We start from the raw sequence: 21,801 nt of genomic DNA, 5'->3' as shown, positions 1-21,801 counted from the left end.
TGATGGCTACGCAGCTTTCGCAACCCGTTCCACGATGATCTCCTTTTCATGCCCGCGAGCCTGAGCGAGATCGTACACAGCCTGCATCCGCAGCAAGGTATCCGCGCGAACGCCAAAGGCTTTTTCGAAGCGGATTGCCATCTCTGCCGACAATCCGGCTTTACTGTTCAGCAGGTTGCTCATGGCCTGGCGAGTGACCTTGAGCTTCTCGGCCGCGACGGTGACATTCAGCCCATAGGGCTCGACCAGTTCGCTTCTAAGCCACTCTCCAGGGTGAACAGCAAAACTTGCGTGAAGCTTGATCCCCATCAGTGATAATCCTCCAAATCTATGTCCTCGATCGCACCTGCCTGATTGACGCGAAACGTTATCCGCCAGTTCTTCGTAACTGTGAGCGACCAAACGCCAGCTCGGTCGCCGGTCAGCAGATGTGCACCAAAGTTTGGCGGGGTGTACAGTTCTTCGGCAGACTCGATCGCCGCCAGAAACGCCAGCATGTTCCGAAGTCGTCCCACGAGATCGCCAGGCAATCCTTTGGATCTGCCTGTCTCCGCGAACCTCCGGAGTGCCTTATCCTTGATACTCTCGATGTCCACGTGAACACGCTAGCGTCCGGCCTGCATAGTGTCAACCGTCAATTGACACCAGACACCGGCTGCCGCTTATGCGCCCGATATGACGAAGAAGGACGGCCCACTCAGTCATACCATCCTGCGCAAGTCCGTCCCGCGCGCATTGGCGGCAGCGGCAACGCAACACCCCCGGTGGGCGCGGTCCCTATCGTGGTTTTGATGGATTGCGAAAGCTGGTTGATGTGACTTGCAAGGTCTCGTCGTACGATTCCTTAGTTCACAGAGGAATCGACACCATGCGTTTGAAATCGATCATTGATGATGCTTTCGGCGAAGCGCTCGTAGAGACGGCGCGCGGCGTCAGCCTTTACATGCTGGCAAACGAAGTCAGCTCAGATTGTCCCGGCGCGGAAGCTCCTTCTGACTTCGAGAATGGGCTCACGATCGCGCAGGAGTTGGAAGGGCTCAAGAGCGATCTATCGCGTCTAGAGACGGGTTGGAATCCCAGTCGTGACGACCTGACGGATTCGGCCCCGCTTCAGGGCTGGGGTATCTGGGACAGTGGAGAAGTGCTGCMGCGCATCGTCGGCTTTTGCGCAGGCGCCTCGAAAATCGGCTCCTTCTACGAAGAAGGTGAGCAGGTCGTCACACTCCAAATTCTGGCGATTGACCATCGCTTCGCTTGGGTCCGTGATCGTCGGGGCTTCTACCGGCTTGCCGACTGCCAACTACCTCGTCGGGCCATTCTCGGCTCCCAATAGTCGAAACATTTTAATCTAAGCGTGAGGCAAAACATACGAGCAAACGATAGACATCGTGGACCCGCCGGGCAGATTACCGAAAGGTCGGTCGCATTCCCGCGACCCGGGCAGTGTCTTAGATCTGTAGAAGAAGCATGAATCGTGAGACCGTTCATCCGGCTTTGGAAGGCCTGGAAACCAACGCGGACATAATCCAGCGCTCGCGTTGGCAGGCATTTTCAGAGCTGAAATCGTCGAGAGACTTGCGCCCAATTGAGTTCGATAATGTTAATCTGTCAAACGGCCTGCAAAGTTGCCCCCCGATCGGCGTCCAATGTTGGGTCTGACTCAGTTTCGCTGCAGGTTGGGGCTGTTCTGACGCTGGTTTCCAGAAGGAATCAGCATGATGAAGCAGCGATTTCGGCCAGCCAACCTGGTTCCTTCAGGATTGATGGTCGACGAGATCGCGATCGAAGGAGATCGTGTTGTTGTCCGAGCTCGGGCGGCCGTCAGCGCCGGTCCATGTCCTGATTGTGGGGCGATCTCGCAACGGATTCAGAGCCGGTATTTCCGGCGGGCAAAAGACCTGCCGCTCAGCGGCCGACGCGTCGAACTCCAGATCCTCGTCCGGCGCTTCAGGTGCGATGCGGTCCTATGCGGCCGCCAGATCTTCGCGGAGCGCTTTGGTGACAGTGTCCTTGCGCCGCGAGCACGCCGGACCGATCGTCTCGATCATATCGTCCAGCATCTCGGGCTCGCGTTGGGCGGCCGGCCGGGAGCGAGTTTTGCCGCCAGGATGATGCTGCCGGTCAGCAACGATACGCTGCTGCGCGTGGTCCGGCAGCGTGCCCGGGTGCCGAGCGAGCCGTTGCGCGTGATCGGCATCGATGACTTCGCGTGGCGGCGCAATCACCGCTACGGCACCATCGTCTGCGACCTCGAACGCCGCCGGCCGGTCGTCCTACTTCCTGACCGGGAGCCGGCGACATCGGAAGCCTGGCTCCGGCATCAGTCCGCTGTCCACACAGTCGCCCGTGACCGTGGCGGGGGCTACGGAGAGGCGGTGGCGCGAGCACTGCCGCAGGCCGTCCAGGTTGCCGACCGCTGGCACCTGATGGAGAATGCCAGCCGCGCTTTCCTCGACGCCGTGCGCAAGTCGATGCGTCAGATCCGCGGCGCCATCGGCGCCACCGTGATCAATCCCGCTTTGCTGACGGCAGCCGAGAAGCTGCAATATGACGGATATTTGCGGCGCGAGGAGACAAACGCAGCGGTCCTTGCCCTCTGGCAGGAGGGCGTGCCGATCAAACAGATCGTCAGGCGCACGGGCCATCACCGCCAGACCGTCAGGCGGATCGTCCGTGGCGAGCGCAGCGACGTCTTCCGACCTCGCCAGAGTTCTCTGGAAGCGCATCTACCCTGGCTTGATGCCCAATGGGATGCAGGCGACCGCAATGCATCAGCCCTTTGGCGCACAATGCGAAGGAACGGCTTCCGAGGAAGCCTTAGAGTCGTCTCGGAATGGGCAACACGCCGACGGCGCGCGGAAAAAACGGACGCAAGCAGCCTCGCTCGCGTCCCATCGGCCCGGACCATCGCGAGGTTGATGACCACTGGTCGCGACAATCTCTCGAAGGCCGAAACTGTTACGATCGCCGCGATCGAGAACGGCGTCCCGGCCTTGGTCGAGGCTCGCGAGATTGTCGCCGACTTCCATGCCATGATCAGAGCGAGGCGGGCCGAGCCCTTGGCTTCCTGGATCGAGCGCGCTTCCCAAAGCCTGGTCGCCTCATTGGCGAATGGCGTCCGACGAGACGAGGCCGCGGTGCGAGCAGCGATCCTCTCTGCCTGGTCGAACGGTCAAACCGAGGGCCAGATCACCCGGCTCAAGCTCGTCAAACGCCAAATGTACGGCCGCGGCAAGATCGATCTTCTCCAAGCCCGTCTGATCGGCGCGCAATGACCCAAAGCGTCAGCAGAACTGCGTCAGACCCAAACTTGCACGCCGAAACACAGTCTCGGCCGGGAAACGCCTCTCGACGCCTGGAAGCGCCTGGCTCGCGAATGCTCGGTCCGCCCTGCCCCCAGCCCCAGCGAAGCGCGCAATGTCTTCGGCATCCGCACCGCCCGCCGGATCAGCGGACGCGGGGTGCGTTTCCTTGGCCTGCATTACCAGTCCCGGGACGTCCAGGAGCTTCGGCGGACGATCAATCAGCGCGAGGCTCAGATCCGCGTCGACCCGCAGGATCTCGGGGAAATCTCGATCCAGACCAAGGCGGGCTGGGTTTCGGTCAAGTGCGTCGAGGACTTTGCCAAGGGCGTGAGCGCGGACGAATGGATCGCGGCCAACACCCGGCTGCGCCAGCGCTTCGCCGCGCAGGCGGCCATCGCCCGTCCCGCGCTCATCGAGGCGATCGTGGCGATCCGCGAAATCGCTCGCAACGCGCACCGGTCTGCGAAGCTGAAGCCGACCGTCATCACGGAAAGCGATTTCAAGACGGCCGAACAGAACCTGCTCCGCACTTTCCGGATCCGGGAAGAGGCCGCGCCCCCCGCAACCGATGACGACGTGCTCGGCGTCGCCGGTGATGGCGATTTCACCGATTCCGCCCTCGGCCATGACGACCCCGGCGAGAGCGACGAGCAGGACGATGACTTCGCCGACGACGGCGACATGGATTTGGAGGACTGACCATGACGGATTCCTTTGAGGACATCGACGACGATTTTCCCGACGACGACATCGCGCTCTCCCAGCACTCCGCTGCCGAGCAGCGCGCACGCCGCCTCGCCGCACTCGAGCGGCTGCATCGCGGCTATCTGCGGTCGGCGCGCGACACCGCCCTGGAGGCCGAGTTCGAGCGCCTGATCGACACGTCGTCGCTCATGCTCAACGGTCGCCGCGCCGAAGGGCGCGCGCTCGTCCTTGTCGGCGAAAGCGGCGCGGGGAAAAGCCAAGCCCTCCGCAGGATCATCGAAGGTCGACGTGAGCTGCTGCCGGAGAACCTGCCTATCGGCAGGTCGATGCCGATCGTGTCGATCACCGCGCCCTCCCCCTGTACTCTGAAGCAGCTCGGCGTCGAGCTGCTGCGGGTGCTCGGCTATCCGATCGAGCGGGACGTCCGCGAAAACGTCGCGTGGAACAGGGTTCGCGAGCAGCTTCGCCTTCGCAAGGTCCGGATCGTGCACATCGATGAAGCGCAGCATGCCGTGCACCTCATGAATGAACCCGATATTCAGAAGCTGAGCGACACGTTCAAGAACGTCATGCAACAACCGGATTGGCCGGTCTGCCTGGTTCTGTCCGGCCTCCCTTCTCTCGTTCAATTCGCCCACCGCGACGTCCAGCTCGGAAGGCGCTGCCGCTTCTACAGCTTCGATGCCGTGACCTTCCCCCGGGGCGTCAAGCGCCTGCGCTACATCGTCGACAAGATCGCGACGAACGGCGCTTGCCTTCCGACGGAAGGGCTGGACAGCGACGAGTTCCTCGCTCGCCTCTGCCGGGCGGCAGAGGGACAGTTTGGTCGCATCGTGCAGATCTGCCGCTCGGCCGCGGAAGAGGCCATCGTTTCTCAGTCGCGCAGCCTCAGCTCGGAGCACTTTGCGCTCGCGATCCGCGCGGCAACCGGCTGCGCCGACGACGCCAACATTTTCTTGGTCCGTGACTGGGAATTCGTGCCGACGGGGATCGCCGTGCCCGCCCCGGCCGACTCCACCGCAGACGTTCCCGACCAGTCTGAAACCCGCAAAAGGAGGGCGAAATGAACATGCACCATCAACTCGCGATGAATCTCCCTCTCGGCCAGGCTGAGACGCCAACCAGCTTTGCGTCGCGCCTTGCGGCTCTCCATGGCTGCCCGTCGCTCCGTGACTTCTGCCACGACATGAACTTCGATGTGTACGATCTCGCACATGGCAAGCCGGAAGGGCTGAGCCGCCTCGAGCGATTGGGCGACCTGCCGGAGGGGGCCCTCTCTCCCTACGCCCTGGTTCGCACCAGGGATGATTTCTTCCTGAACGGTCAGACGCTGCGCAAGGCGAGCTTGCGGCGCGAGCGGATTCACGTATGCCCCGCCTGCCTTCAGGAGGATGCCGCGCAGCATGGTGGGCCGCCGGCCTTGCGGATGTTCGCCCGGGCCGCTTGGTCACTCGCGTCGGTTCGGTCCTGCTCGAGGCATGGGATTGCCCTCGTCTGCCTTGAGGGGACCCGCGCCGGAGTTCGCGCTTACGACTTCGCCCGCGCGATCGTTGAAACCGCTCCGGATCTTGATCAATTGGTTGAAACCGCACCGGCTCTGCCGGAGACCCCTCTGGAGCGCTATCTGCTGGAGCGGCTCTGGGCGAAGGACCGCGAGCCGACAGCGTCAGCGGACGACCTGCCCTGGTACGCGGCGGCGCGCATCAGCGAGATGCTCGGAGCCGTAGCCCTGTTCGGTCCTCGCTTTCGCGCAGAAGCGATGTCGGCCAGCGAATGGTCGAAGGCCGGCGGTGCGGGCTATGAGATCTTGATCGGCGGAGCCGCGACGTTCGTCGATCTGATCGATGACCTGCGGAGGGCGTCAACGGCTCATGACTGGGGCCTGCGGGCCACATATGGCCGCTTCTACGAGTGGCTCGCTCACGAGGACGACGATCCGGTCTACGATCGCTTTCGGACGATCTTTCGAGAACGCTGCATCGAGACGATGCCGCTGGGGCCCGGCGATGTCATCTTCGGCGAACCCGTCGCCGTTCGGCGGATCCACTCGATCCGGTCTGCCTGGCGTGAAACCGGATGTCATCCGAAGCGCCTCCGTAAGCTCCTTTGGAAGCTGGGCGTGATCAACGATGACGATCTGGCTCTGACGGACGACCGCATCGTTTTTCCTGCCGAGCTCGCGGCCGACTGGCTGGGCGAAGCGGCGAGTTCAATGTCACTCAAGGCGGCCGGTGAATACCTGAACGCACCCCGGGTACAGATCCGCATGCTCTTCGAGCAGGGCTTCATCGAGCCGTTCGTGGAGGGCGGGAACGAGACGGTCCACACTCACGCGTTTTCCCGTGCCGAACTCGACACCTTCCTCTCCCGCTTGCTGGATGGCGCGGAACCCGTCGCAGTGCTCTCGTCCGACCAAGCGAACCTTCCCGATGCCGGACGGCACGCTTGCTGCTCAGCGGCCGAGATCGTGAAGCTGATCTTGGACGGCAGGTTGCGATGGGTGGGCAAGCTGGAAGGCGAGACCGGCTATCTCTCGGCCATCGTCAACGTCGACGAGGTCAGGAGCTGCGTCCGCCTCGATGACCATGGTGGCATTTCCCTCAGGCAGGTCGAGAAGCGTCTCCTGACGGGGACGAACGCGGTGAAGGCCCTCCTCCGTGATGGCCACCTGCCCGCCCGGGAAGCAATCAACCCGACGAACCGATGCCCGCAGACGATCGTTATGCCCGGCGACCTTGCTGATTTTCAGTCGACCTTCGTCAGCCTGAGCCAGCTTGCGAAAGACCGCGGAGTGGCGTCGCGCGGGCTGATGCGGATTCTGCGCGAAGCCGGTGTCGGGTTCGCCTTCGATCCCGATATCCTCGAGGGGCACTTCTACCGTCGCGCCGATTTGCCGACCTAGCCGTTCGCACTCTGCTCAAGAAGCCAATGCCCCGAGGGACCTCCCTCGGGGCATTTTTCGTTTCGGCGTCGCGCCAGGCTCCCGAGTGTCCCTGAAACTGCGGCAGGCTGTTGCGTCAATCGCGGTATCGCCGTTGTCATGGTCTAGAAATTCATCAATGATTTCAAAGTCGATTTTCCATTTTGCGGCAAACTATGGGTGCAGGCACACTCCCCGCTGACGAACGGGCGAGCGGCGCTCTAAGCTCTTTCCTATTGTTCAGGACGAGACCGGGCGGATCAAACCCGGCTAGAGCCCGGAGATTCCGCACCTGGCGCGAAACCGAATGGAGACAAAGCCGATCGATGGCGTCAGGCTCGGTTGAAACATCCTCACATTCCGCAGGAAGTCCTGACTAGGAGTGTGAATGGATCGATCTGGAATGCCTCTTCAAGAGATTCCCCGAATAATCTCAGCCACTTTTCCTGCAGTTCGAAGGCCTTCGCCTCCCGCGCAGCATCACACTCAAATTTGGTCTGTTGTGCCTCTTGAAAGTGATGAACCAACTCGTGAACAAGAACGGACAAATCCGCTGCCGTTGCGCCGCTCCACGCCTCTTCGAGGTAGATGATTTTCTCGCGAGCGTCGTAGATTGAGATGATGCTCGGCCGCCCCCGCTGCTGCACGAGCTCGGACGCATATTGCTTGAGACGCAATGCTGCGACCTGGCTATTCGGTTTGAATACGAGCCTAGGCAAGGCGGCGGGCACCGGTTGCCTCAGCTTCGCACCGACCCAGATTGCAAGAGCCTCCAGCAGCGGTCCTTCCGGATCGGGTTGCCTCTCACCGATGACGATCTCGAAGCCTGAGCCTAGGCGCAGGCGTTCGATCGTCTCGTCGCGTGCCTGCGCTTCAAAGATCACGGCAACCATGAGCAACGCGGCAACCGCGACCGAACGCTGACTGATGAACTTCATGGCATTCGTCCGCAGCAAATGCCGTCAATTGCGAACTGCCCGTCGACACCGCCACATGCTCGGCTTGGGCAAAGCCGGCGGTTTCGTAAGGTAACATGGCTCGCTGGGGAACCCTATTGACTTGTGCCCCTGGTTCGTCATCCAAGCAAACGCCCTCGGCTCCTCTGTGCCAGGCGACTGGTCGGCTGGTCGGCGTTCGGCGGCGGAAGCCTTGCTCACGGAATGTCCGCTCTCCGGCAGAGAGCCAACGTCCGCCCTCGTGAAGGGTCTCAGATGCGGGCCCTTGCGCAGCGTTGATGGCGAGCCTCGTGGGCCCGCGTCTGAGAGCCTCCTGGGGGGGAACCCGCGGTCCGGGGCCGTGCTATGGGTATTTCGGGGCGCGGCGTGGTCTGCGGGATCGTGCGAGGCGCGGGACGGCGGCGCGATGCTCCGATCGAGATGCCCGGGGCCGGGCTGCTGGCTGGGCATGAATGGATCCGGGACCGCCGCAATCTCCCTTTCCGCCATCGGGCCGAACAGGATCGCCCGCTCTCTGGCAGAGACCGGCATTGCTTCCTCAGGTTGCCGCCGCGGCGCCATCGCCATGAGGTGTCGATCCTGACGGCGACGATGCTTCGCGGGGCCGCGCCCGGCGCGAAGCGCTCGACGAGGCTCATGCGGCCACCACACCATGGGCATGCGATCCGGTGTTGACGTAGGATGCCAGACCGAACGGAAGGCCGTTCGCACGCGAGATAACGTCCTCAAAATCCTCGAACGGCAACACCACCGCTATCGGCCCGAAGGGCTCCTCCTTCATCAGGCGGATGTCTTCCGTTTCTCCAGCCACGATTGTGGGCGCGAAGAAGAAGCCGCGATTGCTCGTCCGCTCGCCGCCGAGCGCGATGGTGGCGCCTTTCTGGCGCGCGTCCTCGACCAGCGTCTCCATCTCGTTCAGCCTGCGCTCATGGCAAAGCGGACCCATCTGGGTTCCGTCCTCGAAGCCGGCTCCGACACGTGTCTTCGCCATCGCCATGCCGTCGACAAGCTGCGACAGAAAGCGGTCATGCACCTTGCGTTGCACATAAAACCGTGTCGGCGAGATGCAGACCTGCCCGGCATTCCGAACTTTCTGCGCAGCCAAAACGGCCGCGGCCGCGGCCACCCAACTCCATCGTCGTGCGTTTCATGTACTGGCCGGCCCGCGCAGCCAGTTGCTTGCCCACCGCGACCGAGCCGGTGAAGGAGATCTTCTTGACCAGCGGATGCCGGATCAGCACGTCCGAGATGGCCGCCGGCTCGCCCCAGACGATGTTCAGTACCTGCCTCACGCGAAGTGGCCCCTGGCCAGGCGATGCAGCACCACTCATTGCGAAATGTCGCTCACGGACCGACTTACGACATAGGCGCAGCCAAGCGATTAAGGATCGCCGTTGCGGCGCGAAGGACGTCGCGCTCTTCGGCAGAGAGACGACGTTGTATCAAACCAGCGATATGCGATGTGCGCGATCGCCTCTCCTCCACGAGTGCGTCACGGCCAACGGAGGACACTGACACCAATCGGCTGCGGCGATCGGATGGATCGAATTCTAGGGTCACCAGCCCGGCCTCTTGCAACTGCGCAACGACGATCCGCATCGTTTGGTGGGTGACACCGCGCGTCTCCGCTAGTTTCGCGACGTTCATCGGTCCGAGCCGGCCGAGCATGTCGAGTGTCTCAGACTGCGCCGATTTCCTGGTTCCGGCCCCCTGACGGATTGCGCGAACAAAGCTACCGACGCTTCGCCGCAATTCTTCCGCTAACCGGTGTGCCTCGGTCTCGCTCACCGCATCATTCCCACAGTTTTCAATCCCTCCTCGCCTGCTTCAGACTGGAGAGCACTGCTGGAAGGTTATTGATGCCCCAGTGCTCGGCATAGCGGCCGTCTTCGACACGCACGATGTCAATAACCTCGATGCTGACCTCTTTGCCTGTCGCCAAGACGCCCAGCAGCGGACCGACATGCGTGCCTGAGATGGTCTTGCGCGTGGTCACCTTGTCGCCCTCAGCAACCTGATCGTGGATCGTGACGGAAAGTCCCGCCAATGCCGGGCGCAGTATGTTCTGGAAGGTGTTCCACATGCTCTCTGGCCCGTTCGGAGAGCCCGGAGGCGCGGAGCGGTTTATGAAGGCAGGCGCGATCAGTGCTTCAAAAACCTGACGATCCCCACCCATTATCACCTGCTCGTTGAAGCGCCGCACCACAGTCTTTGCATAATCCAGCAACATGCGATCCTCCTGCATGTCATAATTATACAGATATACTGTATAATCGCAATAGGCTGGGGACGCCGGTTTGCCCGGCCAACGACAAAGGTCATTTTTCGCGACAGTGATCCCGCCATACGCGACATCGGCAATGGATTTGCAGCTATTTCAGCGCCTCCCATGTGAAGGCCGCGTATGAGGAAGCGTGAACGGTGCGGACCGCATCGCCCTGATGACGAGACCGGTCTGGACTGGACTACCTGATCGAGTGGAAGATTCCTCACCAGGTGCGCATTACCATGGACCCGCACTCGCGCCGCGTGCGCACTAGCTTTCGCAACGAGGCTCATGCTTGGGCCTTTCAAGCCCAGTTCGGCGGCGAGCGGCACGATTGGTAGGAGTACTGCCCGCCGCGTACAACGGAGAGGACGCGGCGGGCGGCACTGAGTCGCGCTTTTCGTCCAGGAAACGCCATGACGTTACGTCATTTTCGTGAACGAACGCCGAACCCCGCTGCGGCGCGGTCAAAGGGTGTCGCTTCGGCCTGGTCCTGACATACGCGCCTTCCGGCAACGTCCATTCCGGCTCGGGCGACTTCTCATCGCCAACCCGAAGCGCCATCGAGGTGTGGATTCACCGCCCGACGCTGGGGGATCCCATCAGCTTCGGGCTGAGCGGCGCATGATCCATACCTACGATCCGCCAATCAACAGGCAGAAGCCTGTCCCCGCTTGGAGCGCTCGCACTGCTTGGCTCGATCGCGGGTCAATTCGCGCGCTGACGCTCGCATACCCCCCGGCCCGGCTGCGGTGCGGGCCGGTTATTTGAACTTGCTGCTGGGGCGCTTCTCTATGTCCTTGACGGTCTTCGCGAGCGCATCCTTCGTCAGCTGCCGCATCTTCGCGTTTTGCTCGTCGACGACCTTTTGCATCGCTGGCGTAAGCGGCCCAGCTATTATTCTGGCTAGCTGATGTTCGGGGGTCTCGTCTGCCATCGATTCCTCCCAGATGCCCTAGCGGAGCGCACGCTGGACGCGTGGTCAAGGGGCGAAGCGGAAGGGGGGCGCGCCCTCATCGCCGCTGACCTGATGACGGGCTCTCTTACAATGACGGAAAAAGGCCTCTTCCTGACTGAAATGTACATTTCACGAGCACGCGCGCTCGCCATGTCGCCGGACTATATGCCGCTCGACGAAGTGACGTCCGCTCTCGACCCTCAGCTCGTGGGCGAAGTGCTGGACACCATGCGGCTGCTTTGCTCCGAAGGGACGACGATTGAGCACGATGTCGAAGACATAGCCCAGTGTGCCGATGTCGAAGCGCGAGATTGCCGAGCGAATACCGCCGTTCGATAAGCGAGGCTCGCCGAGCGAAGTCGACCGAACTCAAGTGAAGCGCGGCCGCCATGATAGGCAGGCGTTTTGCGCGGGGCCAACCTCGATGTCCGGAGATATACGCGCGCGGTCCCGAATGGATCGCGACAACCGCGTCGGATCGAGTTCCAGACGAAGGTCAACACAGCAATACGGACGGGCACCTGTAGCGAGCTTCATTTGCAAATCAGGTCGCTATCCCGGTTGGGCGCAAACGGAGATCGGCCTCATCTGGAGGTTCGTGCCTATAGGAGGCCGGTGGAGGCAGCCAGCAACACCGCTTGCGACAGAGTTCTTGCGCCCAGCCGCTCCATGACATGTGCACGGTGAGTTTCCACTGTCCGGGGGCTAATGCCCAGACGTCGTGCGATTTCCTTGTTCGTCTCGCCAGCTACCAAGCCGAGCATAACCTCTCGCTCGCGATGCGTCATTTGGGCAACGTGCGTCCGAGCAAGCTTTGTTGCGCGACCGGCATCTCGCAGGACCTACATGGCGGATGACGCCTTCCGTATCGGCGAATACATCCAGGCCGGACAACTCAAGGGGACGGTGGAGAGCATCTCACTTCGATCCGTCCGCCTCCGCCACCAGCACGGCCAGGTGCATACGGTTCCGTTCGGCCAGCTCGGCTCCGTGACGAACAGCAGCCGCGACTGGCTGATGGTCAAATTCAATTTGCGCCTGGCACGCGATGTCGATCCCGAGGTGGTGCGCAAGACCGTCAAGAAGATCGGCGAAGAGCTGCTGGCCGATCCGGAGTTCGCGCCCGAATTCCTCGAACCGCTCAAGATGCAGGGTGTCGTCGACATTCAGGAGGCGGCTCTTGTGGTGCGCTTCAAATTCACGGTTCGGCCGGGAAAACCAACCGTGATCCAGCGAGAGGCCTTGAAGAGGATCGTAAAAGTGTTCGGCGAGCGCGGCATCGCCTTTGCGTCGCACTCGGTGGTGGTGCATGGCGCAACGGGTCATGCGGATGCCGCCGCCGGAGCAGTGGCAGCTACGACGCAGGGCTTTGGCACGATGCCGCGATCTGAGTCTGGCTCAACGGTCGTCGATAGAGACTGATCTTGGTGCGGCTGGAGGCGCCCGAGAAGCTCAGTACGTATCCGGCCGCGGCCCGACGCAGGCAGCGCCCCAGCCAGCCGCAAGGCAATTTCGCCCGATCTGCGCACGCCGCCCAATCCGGCGGCTCGGTTGCTTCATGGTGAAAGCGGGCGGTCGTGGGCCATTTCAACGTTCGAGACATATGGTTACGGGCATGTCGGTCGTGACGACACGCACGCCGCCGGCTCACCGCCGCGGATGTAGTGTCTCAACCCATCCCGTATTGCTTCCATCACGGCGCTGATCCGTGGGATTGAGCGAAGGTCCTCGTGCGTGACAATCCAGGTCTCCAGGTCGAAGGTGGCGTCGTCAGGGAATAGGCGAACGAGAGCGCCGTCACGTGCCGCGAGCGGCACCTGGCACAAGCCGTAGCCGACGCCTGCCCGGATCGCTGCGAGATGCGCCAGATGATTGTCACTGCGAAAGACGGTTCTAGCCATCGCGAGCGGCGAGCCGGCAGCACGTAATGCTTTCAAGATGGCATCGTCATGCTCAAGCCCGATCAGGCCGGTCGCGATCACATCGGCGAGGTCGCGTGGCCATCCGGTCCGGTCCAGATAGTCGCGGTGAGCGTGCAAGCCGATCGCGATGGCCCCAATGCGACGGGCGACCAGGCCGTCCTGCGCCGTCGGCGCCATCCGCACGGCGATATCGGCCTCTCGCCGCAGCACGTCCTCGTTGCGGTTACTCGGGCTTAACGCGATGACCAGCTCCGGATAGGCCTCGCGCAACCGGGCGACGATAGGTGGCAGCACCTCAATCGCGATCACCTCACTGGCGGAGACCCGCACCACGCCGGCTATCTCACGGGCTGAGCCGGATGCGGTGCGCAGCAGGGCTTCTGCTGCATGGCTCATCGCCTCGGCATGGCCAAAGAGCGTCAAAGCGGTCTCCGTTGGCGTCAGGCCTGTAGGAGTTCGGGTGAAAAGTGCCGTGCCGACCTGGCGCTCCAACGCCTCGATCCTGTGTCGTACAGTCGGTTGAGCAAGCGCGAGTGCGCGGGCTCCACCCGTCAAACTGCCTTCTCGAAACACGGCGAGAAAGGCTTGCACGTCATCCCAGCTCATCAAACTATGATAGGCTGACCGTCAAAGTTCGGCAATTTCCTTCCGACCTCAGACAGCGCATCTCTCTTCCGGAACTCGAAGGGAGATGACCCATGCGGAAGGCTTTGGTACTCGGCGCAAGCGGCGGGATCGGCGGCGAGACGGCACGGGCCCTGATCGCCCACGGTTGGGAGGTGCGCGGCCTCAGCCGCACGCCCCGTCACGGCGACGGGATCGACTGGCGGGTCGGCGACGCGCTGGATCCGGCCACCGTTCTCGCGGCCGCCGAGGATGTCGAGGCCATCGTGCATGCCGTAAACCCGCCCGGCTATCGTGACTGGGACAAGTTGGTCATGCCGATGCTCGACAACAGCATCGCCGCCGCCCTCGCCAACGGCGCGCGGCTGACCCTGCCGGGCACGATCTACAACTATGATCCGGCCGAAATGCCGGTCGCCTATCCGGATGCGCCGCAGCGGCCCCAGACCCGCAAGGGTGCGATCCGGCGCGAGATGGAGGAACGGATGCGGAGGACGCCGGGGCTGCGAGCGCTCATTCTGCGCGCTGGCGACTTCTTCGGACCTCGACCCGGCAACAGTTGGCTCTCGCAGGGGATGATCCAGCCCGGCAAGCCGGTCAATCGCGTGATGACACCCTCGCGCCGCGGTGCCGGGCACGCCTGGGCCTATCTGCCGGACGTTGCGGAGACCTTCGCGCGGCTTCTCCATCGGCAGGACATGCTGCCGCCCTTCGCGCGTTACCACTTCGCGGGGTACTGGGATGCCGACGGCCGCTCCTTCGCTCGGGCGGTACTTCGCGCAGCAGGGAGGACTTCGGCGCGGATCTGGCCCTTCCCGTGGCCAGTGCTTCCCATCGCGGGCCTGTTCGATGTCACGATGCGCGAACTGTTCGAGATGCGCCCCTTCTGGACACACGGCGTGCGCCTCGACAACCAGAGCCTCATCGAGACGATCGGCCCCGAGCCGCACACGCCACTTGAAGACGCTCTTCGCACAACACTGGTGGCTGTAGGCTGCCTTTCGGAGGCATTGGCTGGTCCGCGCTGACGTCCGGTTTCGGGCAGCATGCCAACGTCTACTCCTGGCGCGCTCCGTCAGGATTTGTCGCCGCGTGGGGAATGAAGGGTGCCCAGAGAGCCGAATGATGTCTTGGCTCGAAAGGAGCCATCGCTCATTGCGCGATGTGTCGAGTCGTCGGGAGATTCCCGACGCAGGTTCGCGGCAAAACCTTCGCCGCCCTCAGGGCGACCGAATAAAAAGCCCTGGCCGATTGGACAGCCCATGCCCTTCAACAGCACTCGCTGAGCTTCCGTCTCTACGCCCTCCGCTACGACGGTGAGTCCAAGGGCGCGCCCCAAGTCAATGATGGCCCGGACGATGACCGTCTTCGAAGGGCTGGCGGTCAGGCCTCCGACAAAGCTCCGGTCGATCTTGATCTCGGTCACAGGAAACGCCTCAAGGGACCGAAGGTTGGAATATCCGGTCCCGAAATCATCGACGGAGAGGCCGACGCCGAGATTCCGCAGCCGGCGGAACGCCTCCAGCACGCCGGGCGTGTCATTGAGAAACATACTTTCGGTGATTTCGAGTGTCAGCAAGTCCGGCCGGACGCCGGACTGTCGTAAAACACGGTCGACAACTTCCGCCATGTCGCGATGCAAAAACTCGGTCGCGGACACATTCACGGAAAAGCGCAGCGGTTTATCCCGGTGTTCGTTGATCCTGCGCGCAAAGGCGGCAACGGCGGCAAGCCCACGTTCGCCGAGGTCGAGCAACACGCCGCTGCGCTCCGCCGCTTCGATGAATCGGCCTGGCGGGACGATACCAAACAGGGGGTGATTCCACCTTATCAAGGCTTCCGCACCTACGTATTGGCCTGTCGCGAGATCGACCTGGGGCTGGAAGTGATGGATGAACTCATCCTTTGCGAGAGAGGCTCTCAACTCGCGGGTCATTCGGACCCGATTGCGCGCCTCCTCTTCATCGGCGTGCTGAAACCGGCGAGGCCCGCTCAGCGGAGCTGCCTTTGCCGCGTGCAGCGCTGCGCCGGCATTCCGGATCAAGGTGATCAAGTTGCCGTCGGGTTGGCCGAGCGCATAGCCGATGGCGAAACGCAGGGAAACATGTGCCCCAGGGATCACAAAATCGGGGGCGAGAGCGGCCCAAACCTCGGCCACGATCGGTGGCCCGCTGGCCTCATCGGTCAGTTCGAAGGCCAGGACGAATTCGTTGGCGCCGATCCGAGCGACCAGAGCAGCCCCGGTCCCGCGCAGCCGGCGGCCGGTTTCCATCAGCAGGGCGTCCCCGACGTCATAGCCGTACCCGGCGTTGATGTCGTGGAAGCCGATGATGTCGCACTTCACGAACAGCACTGGGCCGGCACATGTCGCGAAGTGCCTTTCTACGCTAACGATGAACGACTGACGGTTGAGGCAGCCTGTTGCAACGTCGAGGTTTGCAGCGCGATCGAGGGCGATCTCTGTCTGGCGCGTCGCCGACACGTCGCGAAGAATACCAAGGTAGAGCAGTTCGCCACCGACGGTGAAAGGTCTAAGGCTGAGGTTGTTCCAGAAGACCGACCCGTCTTTACGATGATTGCGAAGCGTGACGTCCACCGGTTCGGTGGCCCTGATGGCCTCTCCGATGCGGGCGACTTCCGGTTGATGGCGTTCATTGCCCTGTAGATACCGGCAATCCTTCCCGAGCACTTCGTGACGCGCATACCCCGTTAGACGTTCGAAGGCCCGGTTGACGTAGAGAAGCGGTCCGTTCCCCCCGGAAACCCGGGCGATCGCCACACCGTCGGAGAATTCCTCGACGAGCGGCGGCAGAATCGAGCGGAGCAGCGCGTCCGAGCCGAGATCCCCATTCCCAGCGCAGGGTCCCGGCGCGAACTTCATGAACTCCAACGGCTTCAGTCCCTTGAACTCCTTCATACCCAAGCAATGGCGCTGTTGCCCGTAGCCGGGCAATCCGCGGGCACGGCGGTTTCGAGACAACCGTCAGCCGATTTCGGACATAGTGGGTCTCGACCCGTCTCCAGATGTCCGGAACCGATCGCGGTAGTCCGAGGGCATCGCTCCGAGATGCGCAAGAAAGGCGCGACGCATCGCCCGCGCCGAGCCGAAACCGCATTTCGCGGCGATAGAATCGATCGATAATCGGCTGCCTTCGAGCAGAAAGCGCGCGACATCGATCCGTGTGAGATCGACATACTCGGCCGGCGAGGTTCCCACTTCCTGGGTGAAGACCCGCGTGAAGTTGCGCGGGCTCATTGCCGCGATCTTCGCCAAGGCGTTGACGGACAGATCAGCAGCCGGGTGGTTCAGGATGTACTGCAGGACCTTGTAGAGGCGACTGCGGTCGACACCTTGCGCCGCCAGATGCATGCTGAATTGAGACTGATCCCCCGGCCTCTTCAGAAACACAACCAGACGGCGGGCGACATAAAGCGCAACGTCCCGGCCAAGATCCTCTTCGACGAGCGAAAGGCCGAGATCGATCGCCGCGCTCGATCCGGCGGACGTGACCATGGGGCCATCCCGGATGAAGACCCGGTCTCCGTCCACCTTCGCTTCTGGGAAGCGTTGGGCGAGGAGAGGCGCATACTGCCAGTGCGTTGCGACGTGGCGTCCGCCGAGAAGTCCTGCGTCACCAAGCAGGAAAGCTCCCGTGCAGACCGAGCCGTAACGTCGCGTCTGCGGGGCTGCGCGTGAGAGCCAGTCGATCATGCCCTTGCCGGGGGCATTGGGTATGCCCACGCTTCCAGCCACAAGAAGGGTGTCGGGATCCTTCGGACACATAAGGTAGTCTGAGTCGGGCAAAACTCTCAGTCCCGACCCGCAGCGGAGCGGGCGGTTTTCTTCCGCAACGATACCGACCTCGTAGAAACCTTCGGCAACACGCGCGTTCGCTTCGGCAAACACGTCCATCAAGCCCGCGAGTTCCAGCGAGTGAACGTCGGAAGGCGCGAAGATGATGACCCGCACGTGGATATTCCTCGAGAAGCGCTGACTGGGATATGGCGATATGCCAGCCCGCAGCAGCCAGTCGGTCTACGTGGTGGCTTCTGACGCATGCTGCGATGGCGCCGGCCAATTCCGGCTAAGCGGGGCTGCTCAAGAAAATCAGAGGCCCCCCCGCGATTGACACTCACGTACGCAGGTGATCATCCTCTTGCCGTCATGCTGTCATCCTCTCAGGAATTGTCGCTTTCGGCAAACTTGGAATGGTGGCTTTGCTGCGGCTGTGAAATCCTGATTCAGTCGTCCTAACGGAGGGCGGCGCGACGAGGGGCGAGCGGCGGGTGGCGCAAGAAGCTCTGTTTTACGCCGCGTGAGCATTGGGTGCGCGCTATCGATCGCTTCGTCGAACTTTCGGAGATTCGCGCGCATCTGCGCCCGTTCTACAGCGAGATGGGCCGGCCTTCGGTCGATCCCGAGCCGATGATCCGGATGCTGCTCATCGGCACTGCTTCGGGATCCGCTCGGAGCGTCGGCTCTGTGACGAGGTCCATCTGAACCTGGCCTATCGCTGGTTTTGGCGACTTGGGCTGGAGGGCGATGTTCCCGACCACTCGAACTTTCTCGAAGAACCGGCATGGCCGCTTTCGTGAGAACGATCTCCTAAACGAGCTGTTCGAGAAGACCGTCCCGCGCTGCATCGCGGAAGGGCTGATCCGAAGTTCCGCGCTCCGATCCGCCGGCGCAATGGACGGTTCGCCTATGCACCAACTATCTGATCGATCTCGACCATGCCGTCATCGTCGATGTCGAGGCTAAGTCGCTACGAGCTCCCAAGGAGCGACGTCCGAGGGAGGGAGCAGATGATGGCGCCGATTCCGTAGCATGCCGCTGCCCAATGTCGGCCGACTGCGCTTTCAACTAGCCAATTTTGCGCCCAGCTGACCCCATCGAGTGCCAAAGAGTACGCAGAGAACGCAGGCACCCAACGGCATCAACCGCTCATGACAAAGCTGCCAGACCTTGACCCGTTAGAGAACGGTATCGGCGCATGGCGTACACAAACCGGCGGGCGCCTGCGGAGACCCAGCTTACGAAGAGCCCGGCCTCGCTAAAGCGAGGTCGGGCCCTTAATCAGGCGTGGCCGCGCGAGCCTTCCCTCCGGCTGCCGGCGAATGCGGCGACGTCGGGCGCGAGAAGCTCGTGCTTTTCCGCCCATGACGCGAACAAGCCGCGCGCCGTATCCGGTTCGATCTCGCCGCGGATCGCCGCCAGGCAAGCCTTCAGCGCAAAGCCGTGGACCGCATCTCGCCTGCTGATCGGCAAGTCGGCCAGGAACATGTAGGCCTCCATCGCAGAGGCGATTGCCGCCGGATACCCGAGCCCGGTCAGGATCACGACCGGCCTCTCGAAGTCGTCTGATGTCATCATGCAGTCCTCCCCGAACGAGGAGCGATTGCCAACGTTGCCATAGCCATATCCTCCTGGAAGCAACATGGATCCGGTTTGGTTGATTGCCGCCCGCATCGAGCCGATTGTCATGATCGGCGGCTCCCTGATTCTGGTGAGGGTTTTGCTCAGATCAAGCCCTTGCAGCGATCGATCGGGACGAAGCGCAACTCGTCGCTACTGGAGCCGGAATTCGCCGCTCACCGCACTGAGGTCGGCCGGGCCGATCAGGTCCTTGTGCGCGACGGTGATGCGGAACAGCTTGCCGTCGAGCTTGGTCTGCCAGAAGGCGAGGAACTTGTTGAGCTCGGGGAAGCGCGGGGCGAGGTCGTAGTCCTGCCAGATGTACTCCTGCAGGATCGAAGGGTGGTCGGGCAAGCGGTATAGGATCCCGGCGGTGGTCAATCCGTAGCCGGCGATCTGGCGGGCGAAGTCTGTCGAAACCATTCCTTTCAGCTCCCAGGTTTCACTGTCCCGATGGCAGCGCGTTTCCAACGCCTTGGCAAGCCAAAAAGTTGCGTTTGCGCTGCCTTTTCAGCCTGTTAGCACTCAATCAAAAAAAGTGCTGCCGGCCTCTTGAAGGCAAAAATCGGGCAACCCAAATCATCGCGCGGGCACGGCGCCTCAGGGGCGCGCGGAACCTCGCCGCGAGACCCGAACAGGGCCGACCCGCTTTGACATGTGACCGACATGGAAACCGGAGGAACTCATGAAGTTTCGGCCACTGCATGACCGCGTCGTCGTGAAGCGCATCGACGCCGAGGAGAAGACCAAGGGCGGGATCATCATCCCCGACACCGCCAAGGAGAAGCCGCAGGAGGGCGAGGTCGTCGCCGTCGGCGCCGGCGCACGCGACGAGACCGGCAAGCTCGTGCCGCCCGACGTCAAGGTCGGCGACCGCGTGCTCTTCGGCAAATGGAGCGGCACCGAGGTCAAGATCGATGGCCAGGACCTTCTGATCATGAAGGAATCCGACATCATGGGCGTCGTCGAGACGACTGCCGCCCTCAAGAAGGCCGCCTGACGGGGCCTCATCCCCATCATCAACCTGAAACCTCAAGTCTGAAGGAGTGAGGAATCATGGCTGCGAAGGACGTGAAGTTTTCGCAGGACGCGCGCGAGCGGATGCTGCGCGGCGTCGACACGCTGGCGAATGCCGTGAAGGTCACGCTGGGTCCCAAGGGCCGCAACGTCGTGATCGAGAAGTCGTTCGGGGCGCCTCGGATCACAAAGGACGGCGTCACCGTCGCCAAGGAGATCGAGCTTTCCGACAAGTTCGAAAACATGGGCGCCCAGATGGTCCGCGAGGTGGCATCGAAGCAGAACGACGCGGCTGGCGACGGCACGACGACGGCGACCGTGCTCGCCCAGGCGATCGTTCGCGAAGGCGCCAAGGCGGTGGCCGCCGGCATCAATCCGATGGACCTGAAGCGCGGCATCGATTTAGCCGTCGAAGCGATTACGAAGTCGCTCGGCGAGCACTCGAAGACCATCACCGGTTCGGAGGAGGTCGCGCAGGTCGGTACCATCTCCGCCAATGGCGACCGGACGATCGGCGAGATGATCGCCGAGGCGATGAAGAAGGTCGGCAGCGAGGGTGTCATCACCGTCGAGGAAGCCAAGACAGCCGAGACCGAGCTCGACGTCGTCGAAGGCATGCAGTTCGATCGCGGCTATCTCTCGCCTTACTTCGTGACCAACACGGAGAAGATGGTCGCGGAACTGGAAGACCCCTTCATCCTGATCCACGAGAAGAAGCTCTCGGGACTCCAGACGATGCTGCCGCTACTGGAAGCGGTGGTGCAGACTGGCAAGCCGCTGCTGATCGTGGCGGAGGATGTCGAGGGCGAGGCCCTGGCCACGCTCGTCGTCAACAAGCTCCGCGGCGGCCTCAAGATCGCTGCCGTCAAGGCTCCGGGTTTCGGCGACCGCCGCAAGGCCATGCTGGAGGACATCGCGATCCTGACCGGCGGCACCGCGATCAGCGAGGATCTCGGCGTCAAGCTGGAGACCGTCACACTCGACATGCTCGGCCGGGCCAAGAAGGTCCGCATCGAGAAGGAGAACACGACCATCGTTGACGGGGCCGGCGCGAAGGTCGAGATCGACGCCCGCGTAGCCCAGATCAAGGCCCAGATCGAGGATACCACCTCGGACTACGACCGCGAAAAGCTGCAGGAGCGTCTGGCCAAGCTCGCCGGCGGCGTCGCGGTGATCCGCGTCGGCGGCGCGACCGAGGTCGAGGTCAAGGAGAAGAAGGATCGCGTCGACGATGCCCTGAACGCGACCCGCGCTGCGGTGGAAGAAGGCATTCTGCCCGGCGGCGGCGTCGCGCTCCTGCGCGCGGTCAAGGCGCTCGAAGGTGTCGTGCCCAGCAATGAAGACCAGAAGACCGGCATCGAGATCGTCCGCAAGGCGATCACTGCCCCGGCCCGCCAGATCGTCGAGAATGCCGGCGGGGATGGCGCGGTCGTGGTCGGCAAGCTGCTGGAGTCTACGGATTACGCCTGGGGCTACGATGCCCAGACCGGCGAATATGGCGATCTGGTCAAAGCCGGCATCATCGACCCGACCAAGGTCGTGCGCACGGCGATCCAGGATGCGGCATCGGTCGCGGGCTTGCTGATCACCACCGAGGCGATGATCGCCGAGGCGCCGAAGAAGGATCCGGCGCCGGCCATGCCCGCCGGTGGCATGGACTATTGAGCATGGAGGGCGCCGCTTCGGCGGCGCCCTCTTCCAGCGCCGCGATC

The 21,801-nt window shown here is 62.7% G+C and carries 21 protein-coding genes and 3 pseudogenes; 11 read left to right on the top strand and 13 right to left on the bottom strand.

Features of this window, described 5'->3' with window-relative positions; all coding sequences use genetic code 11:
* Positions 1-6: 6 nt before the first annotated feature.
* Positions 7-309 (bottom strand): HigA family addiction module antitoxin, encoded by a 303-nt coding sequence (locus AC1DE3_RS24060; RefSeq protein WP_441514107.1) that lies wholly within the window; start codon positions 307-309, stop codon positions 7-9.
* Entirely contained in the window at positions 309-596 is a 288-nt protein-coding gene (locus AC1DE3_RS24055) for a type II toxin-antitoxin system RelE/ParE family toxin (RefSeq protein ID WP_441514106.1), read from the bottom strand. The genes AC1DE3_RS24060 and AC1DE3_RS24055 overlap by 1 nt, the downstream gene beginning before the upstream one ends.
* A gap of 272 nt (positions 597-868) precedes the next feature.
* On the opposite strand from AC1DE3_RS24055, the gene AC1DE3_RS24050 reads away from it, so the two are divergent.
* From AC1DE3_RS24050 to AC1DE3_RS24030, 5 genes are all read left to right on the top strand, one after another.
* Positions 869-1,333 (top strand): hypothetical protein, encoded by a 465-nt coding sequence (locus AC1DE3_RS24050; RefSeq protein WP_476852821.1) that lies wholly within the window; start codon positions 869-871, stop codon positions 1,331-1,333.
* Positions 1,334-1,718: 385 nt separating this feature from the next.
* Positions 1,719-3,275: an ISL3 family transposase gene (locus AC1DE3_RS24045; protein ID WP_441514214.1), complete on the top strand. Its 1,557-nt coding sequence runs from the start codon at positions 1,719-1,721 to the stop codon at positions 3,273-3,275.
* Positions 3,276-3,293: 18 nt separating this feature from the next.
* The gene (locus tag AC1DE3_RS24040; RefSeq protein ID WP_476852831.1) at positions 3,294-4,004 is read left to right on the top strand and encodes a Mu transposase C-terminal domain-containing protein; all 711 of its coding nucleotides are present in this window, start codon (positions 3,294-3,296) and stop codon (positions 4,002-4,004) included.
* Between the two features lie 2 nt (positions 4,005-4,006).
* Positions 4,007-5,077, top strand: a complete 1,071-nt coding sequence (locus AC1DE3_RS24035; protein ID WP_476797796.1) for a TniB family NTP-binding protein — start codon at positions 4,007-4,009, stop codon at positions 5,075-5,077.
* Positions 5,074-6,912, top strand: coding sequence for a TniQ family protein (locus tag AC1DE3_RS24030; protein ID WP_476797797.1), 1,839 nt, complete (start codon positions 5,074-5,076; stop codon positions 6,910-6,912). The genes AC1DE3_RS24035 and AC1DE3_RS24030 overlap by 4 nt, the downstream gene beginning before the upstream one ends.
* 371 nt (positions 6,913-7,283) lie before the next feature.
* Here AC1DE3_RS24030 and AC1DE3_RS24025 read toward each other — a convergent pair whose 3' ends face one another.
* The 5 genes and pseudogenes from AC1DE3_RS24025 to AC1DE3_RS24005 all read right to left on the bottom strand — a co-directional run bounded on the left by AC1DE3_RS24025 (position 7,284) and on the right by AC1DE3_RS24005 (position 11,089).
* Positions 7,284-7,868: a DUF6647 family protein gene (locus AC1DE3_RS24025; protein WP_476797798.1), complete on the bottom strand. Its 585-nt coding sequence runs from the start codon at positions 7,866-7,868 to the stop codon at positions 7,284-7,286.
* A gap of 652 nt (positions 7,869-8,520) precedes the next feature.
* Positions 8,521-9,217: pseudogene (locus AC1DE3_RS24020) on the bottom strand (aldehyde dehydrogenase family protein).
* A gap of 25 nt (positions 9,218-9,242) precedes the next feature.
* Positions 9,243-9,674 (bottom strand): MarR family winged helix-turn-helix transcriptional regulator, encoded by a 432-nt coding sequence (locus tag AC1DE3_RS24015; RefSeq protein WP_476797799.1) that lies wholly within the window; start codon positions 9,672-9,674, stop codon positions 9,243-9,245.
* A 19-nt stretch (positions 9,675-9,693) separates the two neighbouring features.
* Positions 9,694-10,116, bottom strand: coding sequence for an ester cyclase (locus AC1DE3_RS24010; RefSeq protein ID WP_476852820.1), 423 nt, complete (start codon positions 10,114-10,116; stop codon positions 9,694-9,696).
* Positions 10,117-10,915: 799 nt separating this feature from the next.
* Positions 10,916-11,089, bottom strand: coding sequence for a hypothetical protein (locus AC1DE3_RS24005; protein WP_476797801.1), 174 nt, complete (start codon positions 11,087-11,089; stop codon positions 10,916-10,918).
* 156 nt (positions 11,090-11,245) lie between these two features.
* Between AC1DE3_RS24005 and glnQ the strand changes: the two are divergent.
* A pseudogene (glnQ, locus tag AC1DE3_RS24000) lies at positions 11,246-11,345 on the top strand (glutamine ABC transporter ATP-binding protein GlnQ); the annotation flags it as partial.
* 367 nt (positions 11,346-11,712) lie between these two features.
* On the opposite strand, the gene AC1DE3_RS23995 reads toward glnQ, so the two are convergent.
* A complete protein-coding gene (locus AC1DE3_RS23995) occupies positions 11,713-11,898 on the bottom strand; it encodes a response regulator transcription factor (protein ID WP_476797802.1) in 186 nt (61 codons plus the stop codon).
* A 58-nt stretch (positions 11,899-11,956) separates the two neighbouring features.
* Between AC1DE3_RS23995 and AC1DE3_RS23990 the strand changes: the two genes are divergently transcribed.
* A complete protein-coding gene (locus AC1DE3_RS23990; protein WP_476797803.1) occupies positions 11,957-12,532 on the top strand; it encodes a mechanosensitive ion channel family protein in 576 nt (191 codons plus the stop codon).
* A gap of 185 nt (positions 12,533-12,717) precedes the next feature.
* Here AC1DE3_RS23990 and AC1DE3_RS23985 read toward each other — a convergent pair whose 3' ends face one another.
* The gene (locus AC1DE3_RS23985) at positions 12,718-13,638 is read right to left on the bottom strand and encodes a LysR family transcriptional regulator (RefSeq protein ID WP_476797804.1); all 921 of its coding nucleotides are present in this window, start codon (positions 13,636-13,638) and stop codon (positions 12,718-12,720) included.
* A 92-nt stretch (positions 13,639-13,730) separates the two neighbouring features.
* Between AC1DE3_RS23985 and AC1DE3_RS23980 the strand changes: the two genes are divergently transcribed.
* Positions 13,731-14,684 (top strand): NAD-dependent epimerase/dehydratase family protein, encoded by a 954-nt coding sequence (locus tag AC1DE3_RS23980; RefSeq protein WP_476797805.1) that lies wholly within the window; start codon positions 13,731-13,733, stop codon positions 14,682-14,684.
* 47 nt (positions 14,685-14,731) lie between these two features.
* Here AC1DE3_RS23980 and AC1DE3_RS23975 read toward each other — a convergent pair whose 3' ends face one another.
* Entirely contained in the window at positions 14,732-16,573 is a 1,842-nt protein-coding gene (locus tag AC1DE3_RS23975; protein ID WP_476797806.1) for a putative bifunctional diguanylate cyclase/phosphodiesterase, read from the bottom strand.
* A 66-nt stretch (positions 16,574-16,639) separates the two neighbouring features.
* On the bottom strand, positions 16,640-17,626 hold the full coding sequence (locus AC1DE3_RS23970; protein ID WP_476797807.1) for a GlxA family transcriptional regulator: 987 nt from the start codon (positions 17,624-17,626) through the stop codon (positions 16,640-16,642).
* A gap of 317 nt (positions 17,627-17,943) precedes the next feature.
* Here AC1DE3_RS23970 and AC1DE3_RS23965 point away from each other — a divergent pair.
* Positions 17,944-18,413 (top strand): annotated as a pseudogene (locus AC1DE3_RS23965) (transposase); the annotation flags it as partial.
* 320 nt (positions 18,414-18,733) lie between these two features.
* Here the strand turns inward: AC1DE3_RS23965 and AC1DE3_RS23960 are convergent.
* Positions 18,734-19,126 (bottom strand): DUF982 domain-containing protein, encoded by a 393-nt coding sequence (locus tag AC1DE3_RS23960; RefSeq protein WP_476852819.1) that lies wholly within the window; start codon positions 19,124-19,126, stop codon positions 18,734-18,736.
* A gap of 99 nt (positions 19,127-19,225) precedes the next feature.
* Positions 19,226-19,495, bottom strand: a complete 270-nt coding sequence (locus tag AC1DE3_RS23955; protein ID WP_441514065.1) for an usg protein — start codon at positions 19,493-19,495, stop codon at positions 19,226-19,228.
* A 262-nt stretch (positions 19,496-19,757) separates the two neighbouring features.
* Between AC1DE3_RS23955 and groES the strand changes: the two genes are divergently transcribed.
* Complete coding sequence (groES, locus tag AC1DE3_RS23950) at positions 19,758-20,072, top strand: co-chaperone GroES (RefSeq protein WP_112765056.1); 315 nt, start codon at positions 19,758-19,760, stop codon at positions 20,070-20,072.
* Positions 20,073-20,128: 56 nt separating this feature from the next.
* Positions 20,129-21,754, top strand: coding sequence for a chaperonin GroEL (groL, locus tag AC1DE3_RS23945; RefSeq protein ID WP_476797809.1), 1,626 nt, complete (start codon positions 20,129-20,131; stop codon positions 21,752-21,754).
* The last annotated feature ends 47 nt before the right edge of the window (positions 21,755-21,801 follow it).

Source organism: Allobosea sp. 10L417, from assembly GCF_056395485.1.
Note: the sequence above shows the minus strand (reverse complement) of the source record. Positions and strands in the feature narration are given on the sequence as shown.

What these genes read in the sequence shown, in the direction of transcription:
- AC1DE3_RS24060 (WP_441514107.1), bottom strand. Translation starts at nt 309, where the DNA reads ATGGGGATCAAGCTTCACGCAAGTTTTGCTGTTCACCCTGGAGAGTGG.
- AC1DE3_RS24045 (WP_441514214.1), top strand. Translation starts at nt 1,719, where the DNA reads ATGAAGCAGCGATTTCGGCCAGCCAACCTGGTTCCTTCAGGATTGATG.
- AC1DE3_RS24035 (WP_476797796.1), top strand. Translation starts at nt 4,007, where the DNA reads ATGACGGATTCCTTTGAGGACATCGACGACGATTTTCCCGACGACGAC.
- AC1DE3_RS24030 (WP_476797797.1), top strand. Translation starts at nt 5,074, where the DNA reads ATGAACATGCACCATCAACTCGCGATGAATCTCCCTCTCGGCCAGGCT.
- AC1DE3_RS24025 (WP_476797798.1), bottom strand. Translation starts at nt 7,868, where the DNA reads ATGAAGTTCATCAGTCAGCGTTCGGTCGCGGTTGCCGCGTTGCTCATG.
- AC1DE3_RS24010 (WP_476852820.1), bottom strand. Translation starts at nt 10,116, where the DNA reads ATGTTGCTGGATTATGCAAAGACTGTGGTGCGGCGCTTCAACGAGCAG.
- AC1DE3_RS24005 (WP_476797801.1), bottom strand. Translation starts at nt 11,089, where the DNA reads ATGGCAGACGAGACCCCCGAACATCAGCTAGCCAGAATAATAGCTGGG.
- AC1DE3_RS23995 (WP_476797802.1), bottom strand. Translation starts at nt 11,898, where the DNA reads ATGACGCATCGCGAGCGAGAGGTTATGCTCGGCTTGGTAGCTGGCGAG.
- AC1DE3_RS23990 (WP_476797803.1), top strand. Translation starts at nt 11,957, where the DNA reads ATGGCGGATGACGCCTTCCGTATCGGCGAATACATCCAGGCCGGACAA.
- AC1DE3_RS23985 (WP_476797804.1), bottom strand. Translation starts at nt 13,638, where the DNA reads ATGAGCTGGGATGACGTGCAAGCCTTTCTCGCCGTGTTTCGAGAAGGC.
- AC1DE3_RS23980 (WP_476797805.1), top strand. Translation starts at nt 13,731, where the DNA reads ATGCGGAAGGCTTTGGTACTCGGCGCAAGCGGCGGGATCGGCGGCGAG.
- AC1DE3_RS23975 (WP_476797806.1), bottom strand. Translation starts at nt 16,573, where the DNA reads ATGAAGGAGTTCAAGGGACTGAAGCCGTTGGAGTTCATGAAGTTCGCG.
- AC1DE3_RS23960 (WP_476852819.1), bottom strand. Translation starts at nt 19,126, where the DNA reads ATGCGGGCGGCAATCAACCAAACCGGATCCATGTTGCTTCCAGGAGGA.
- AC1DE3_RS23955 (WP_441514065.1), bottom strand. Translation starts at nt 19,495, where the DNA reads ATGGTTTCGACAGACTTCGCCCGCCAGATCGCCGGCTACGGATTGACC.
- groES (WP_112765056.1), top strand. Translation starts at nt 19,758, where the DNA reads ATGAAGTTTCGGCCACTGCATGACCGCGTCGTCGTGAAGCGCATCGAC.
- groL (WP_476797809.1), top strand. Translation starts at nt 20,129, where the DNA reads ATGGCTGCGAAGGACGTGAAGTTTTCGCAGGACGCGCGCGAGCGGATG.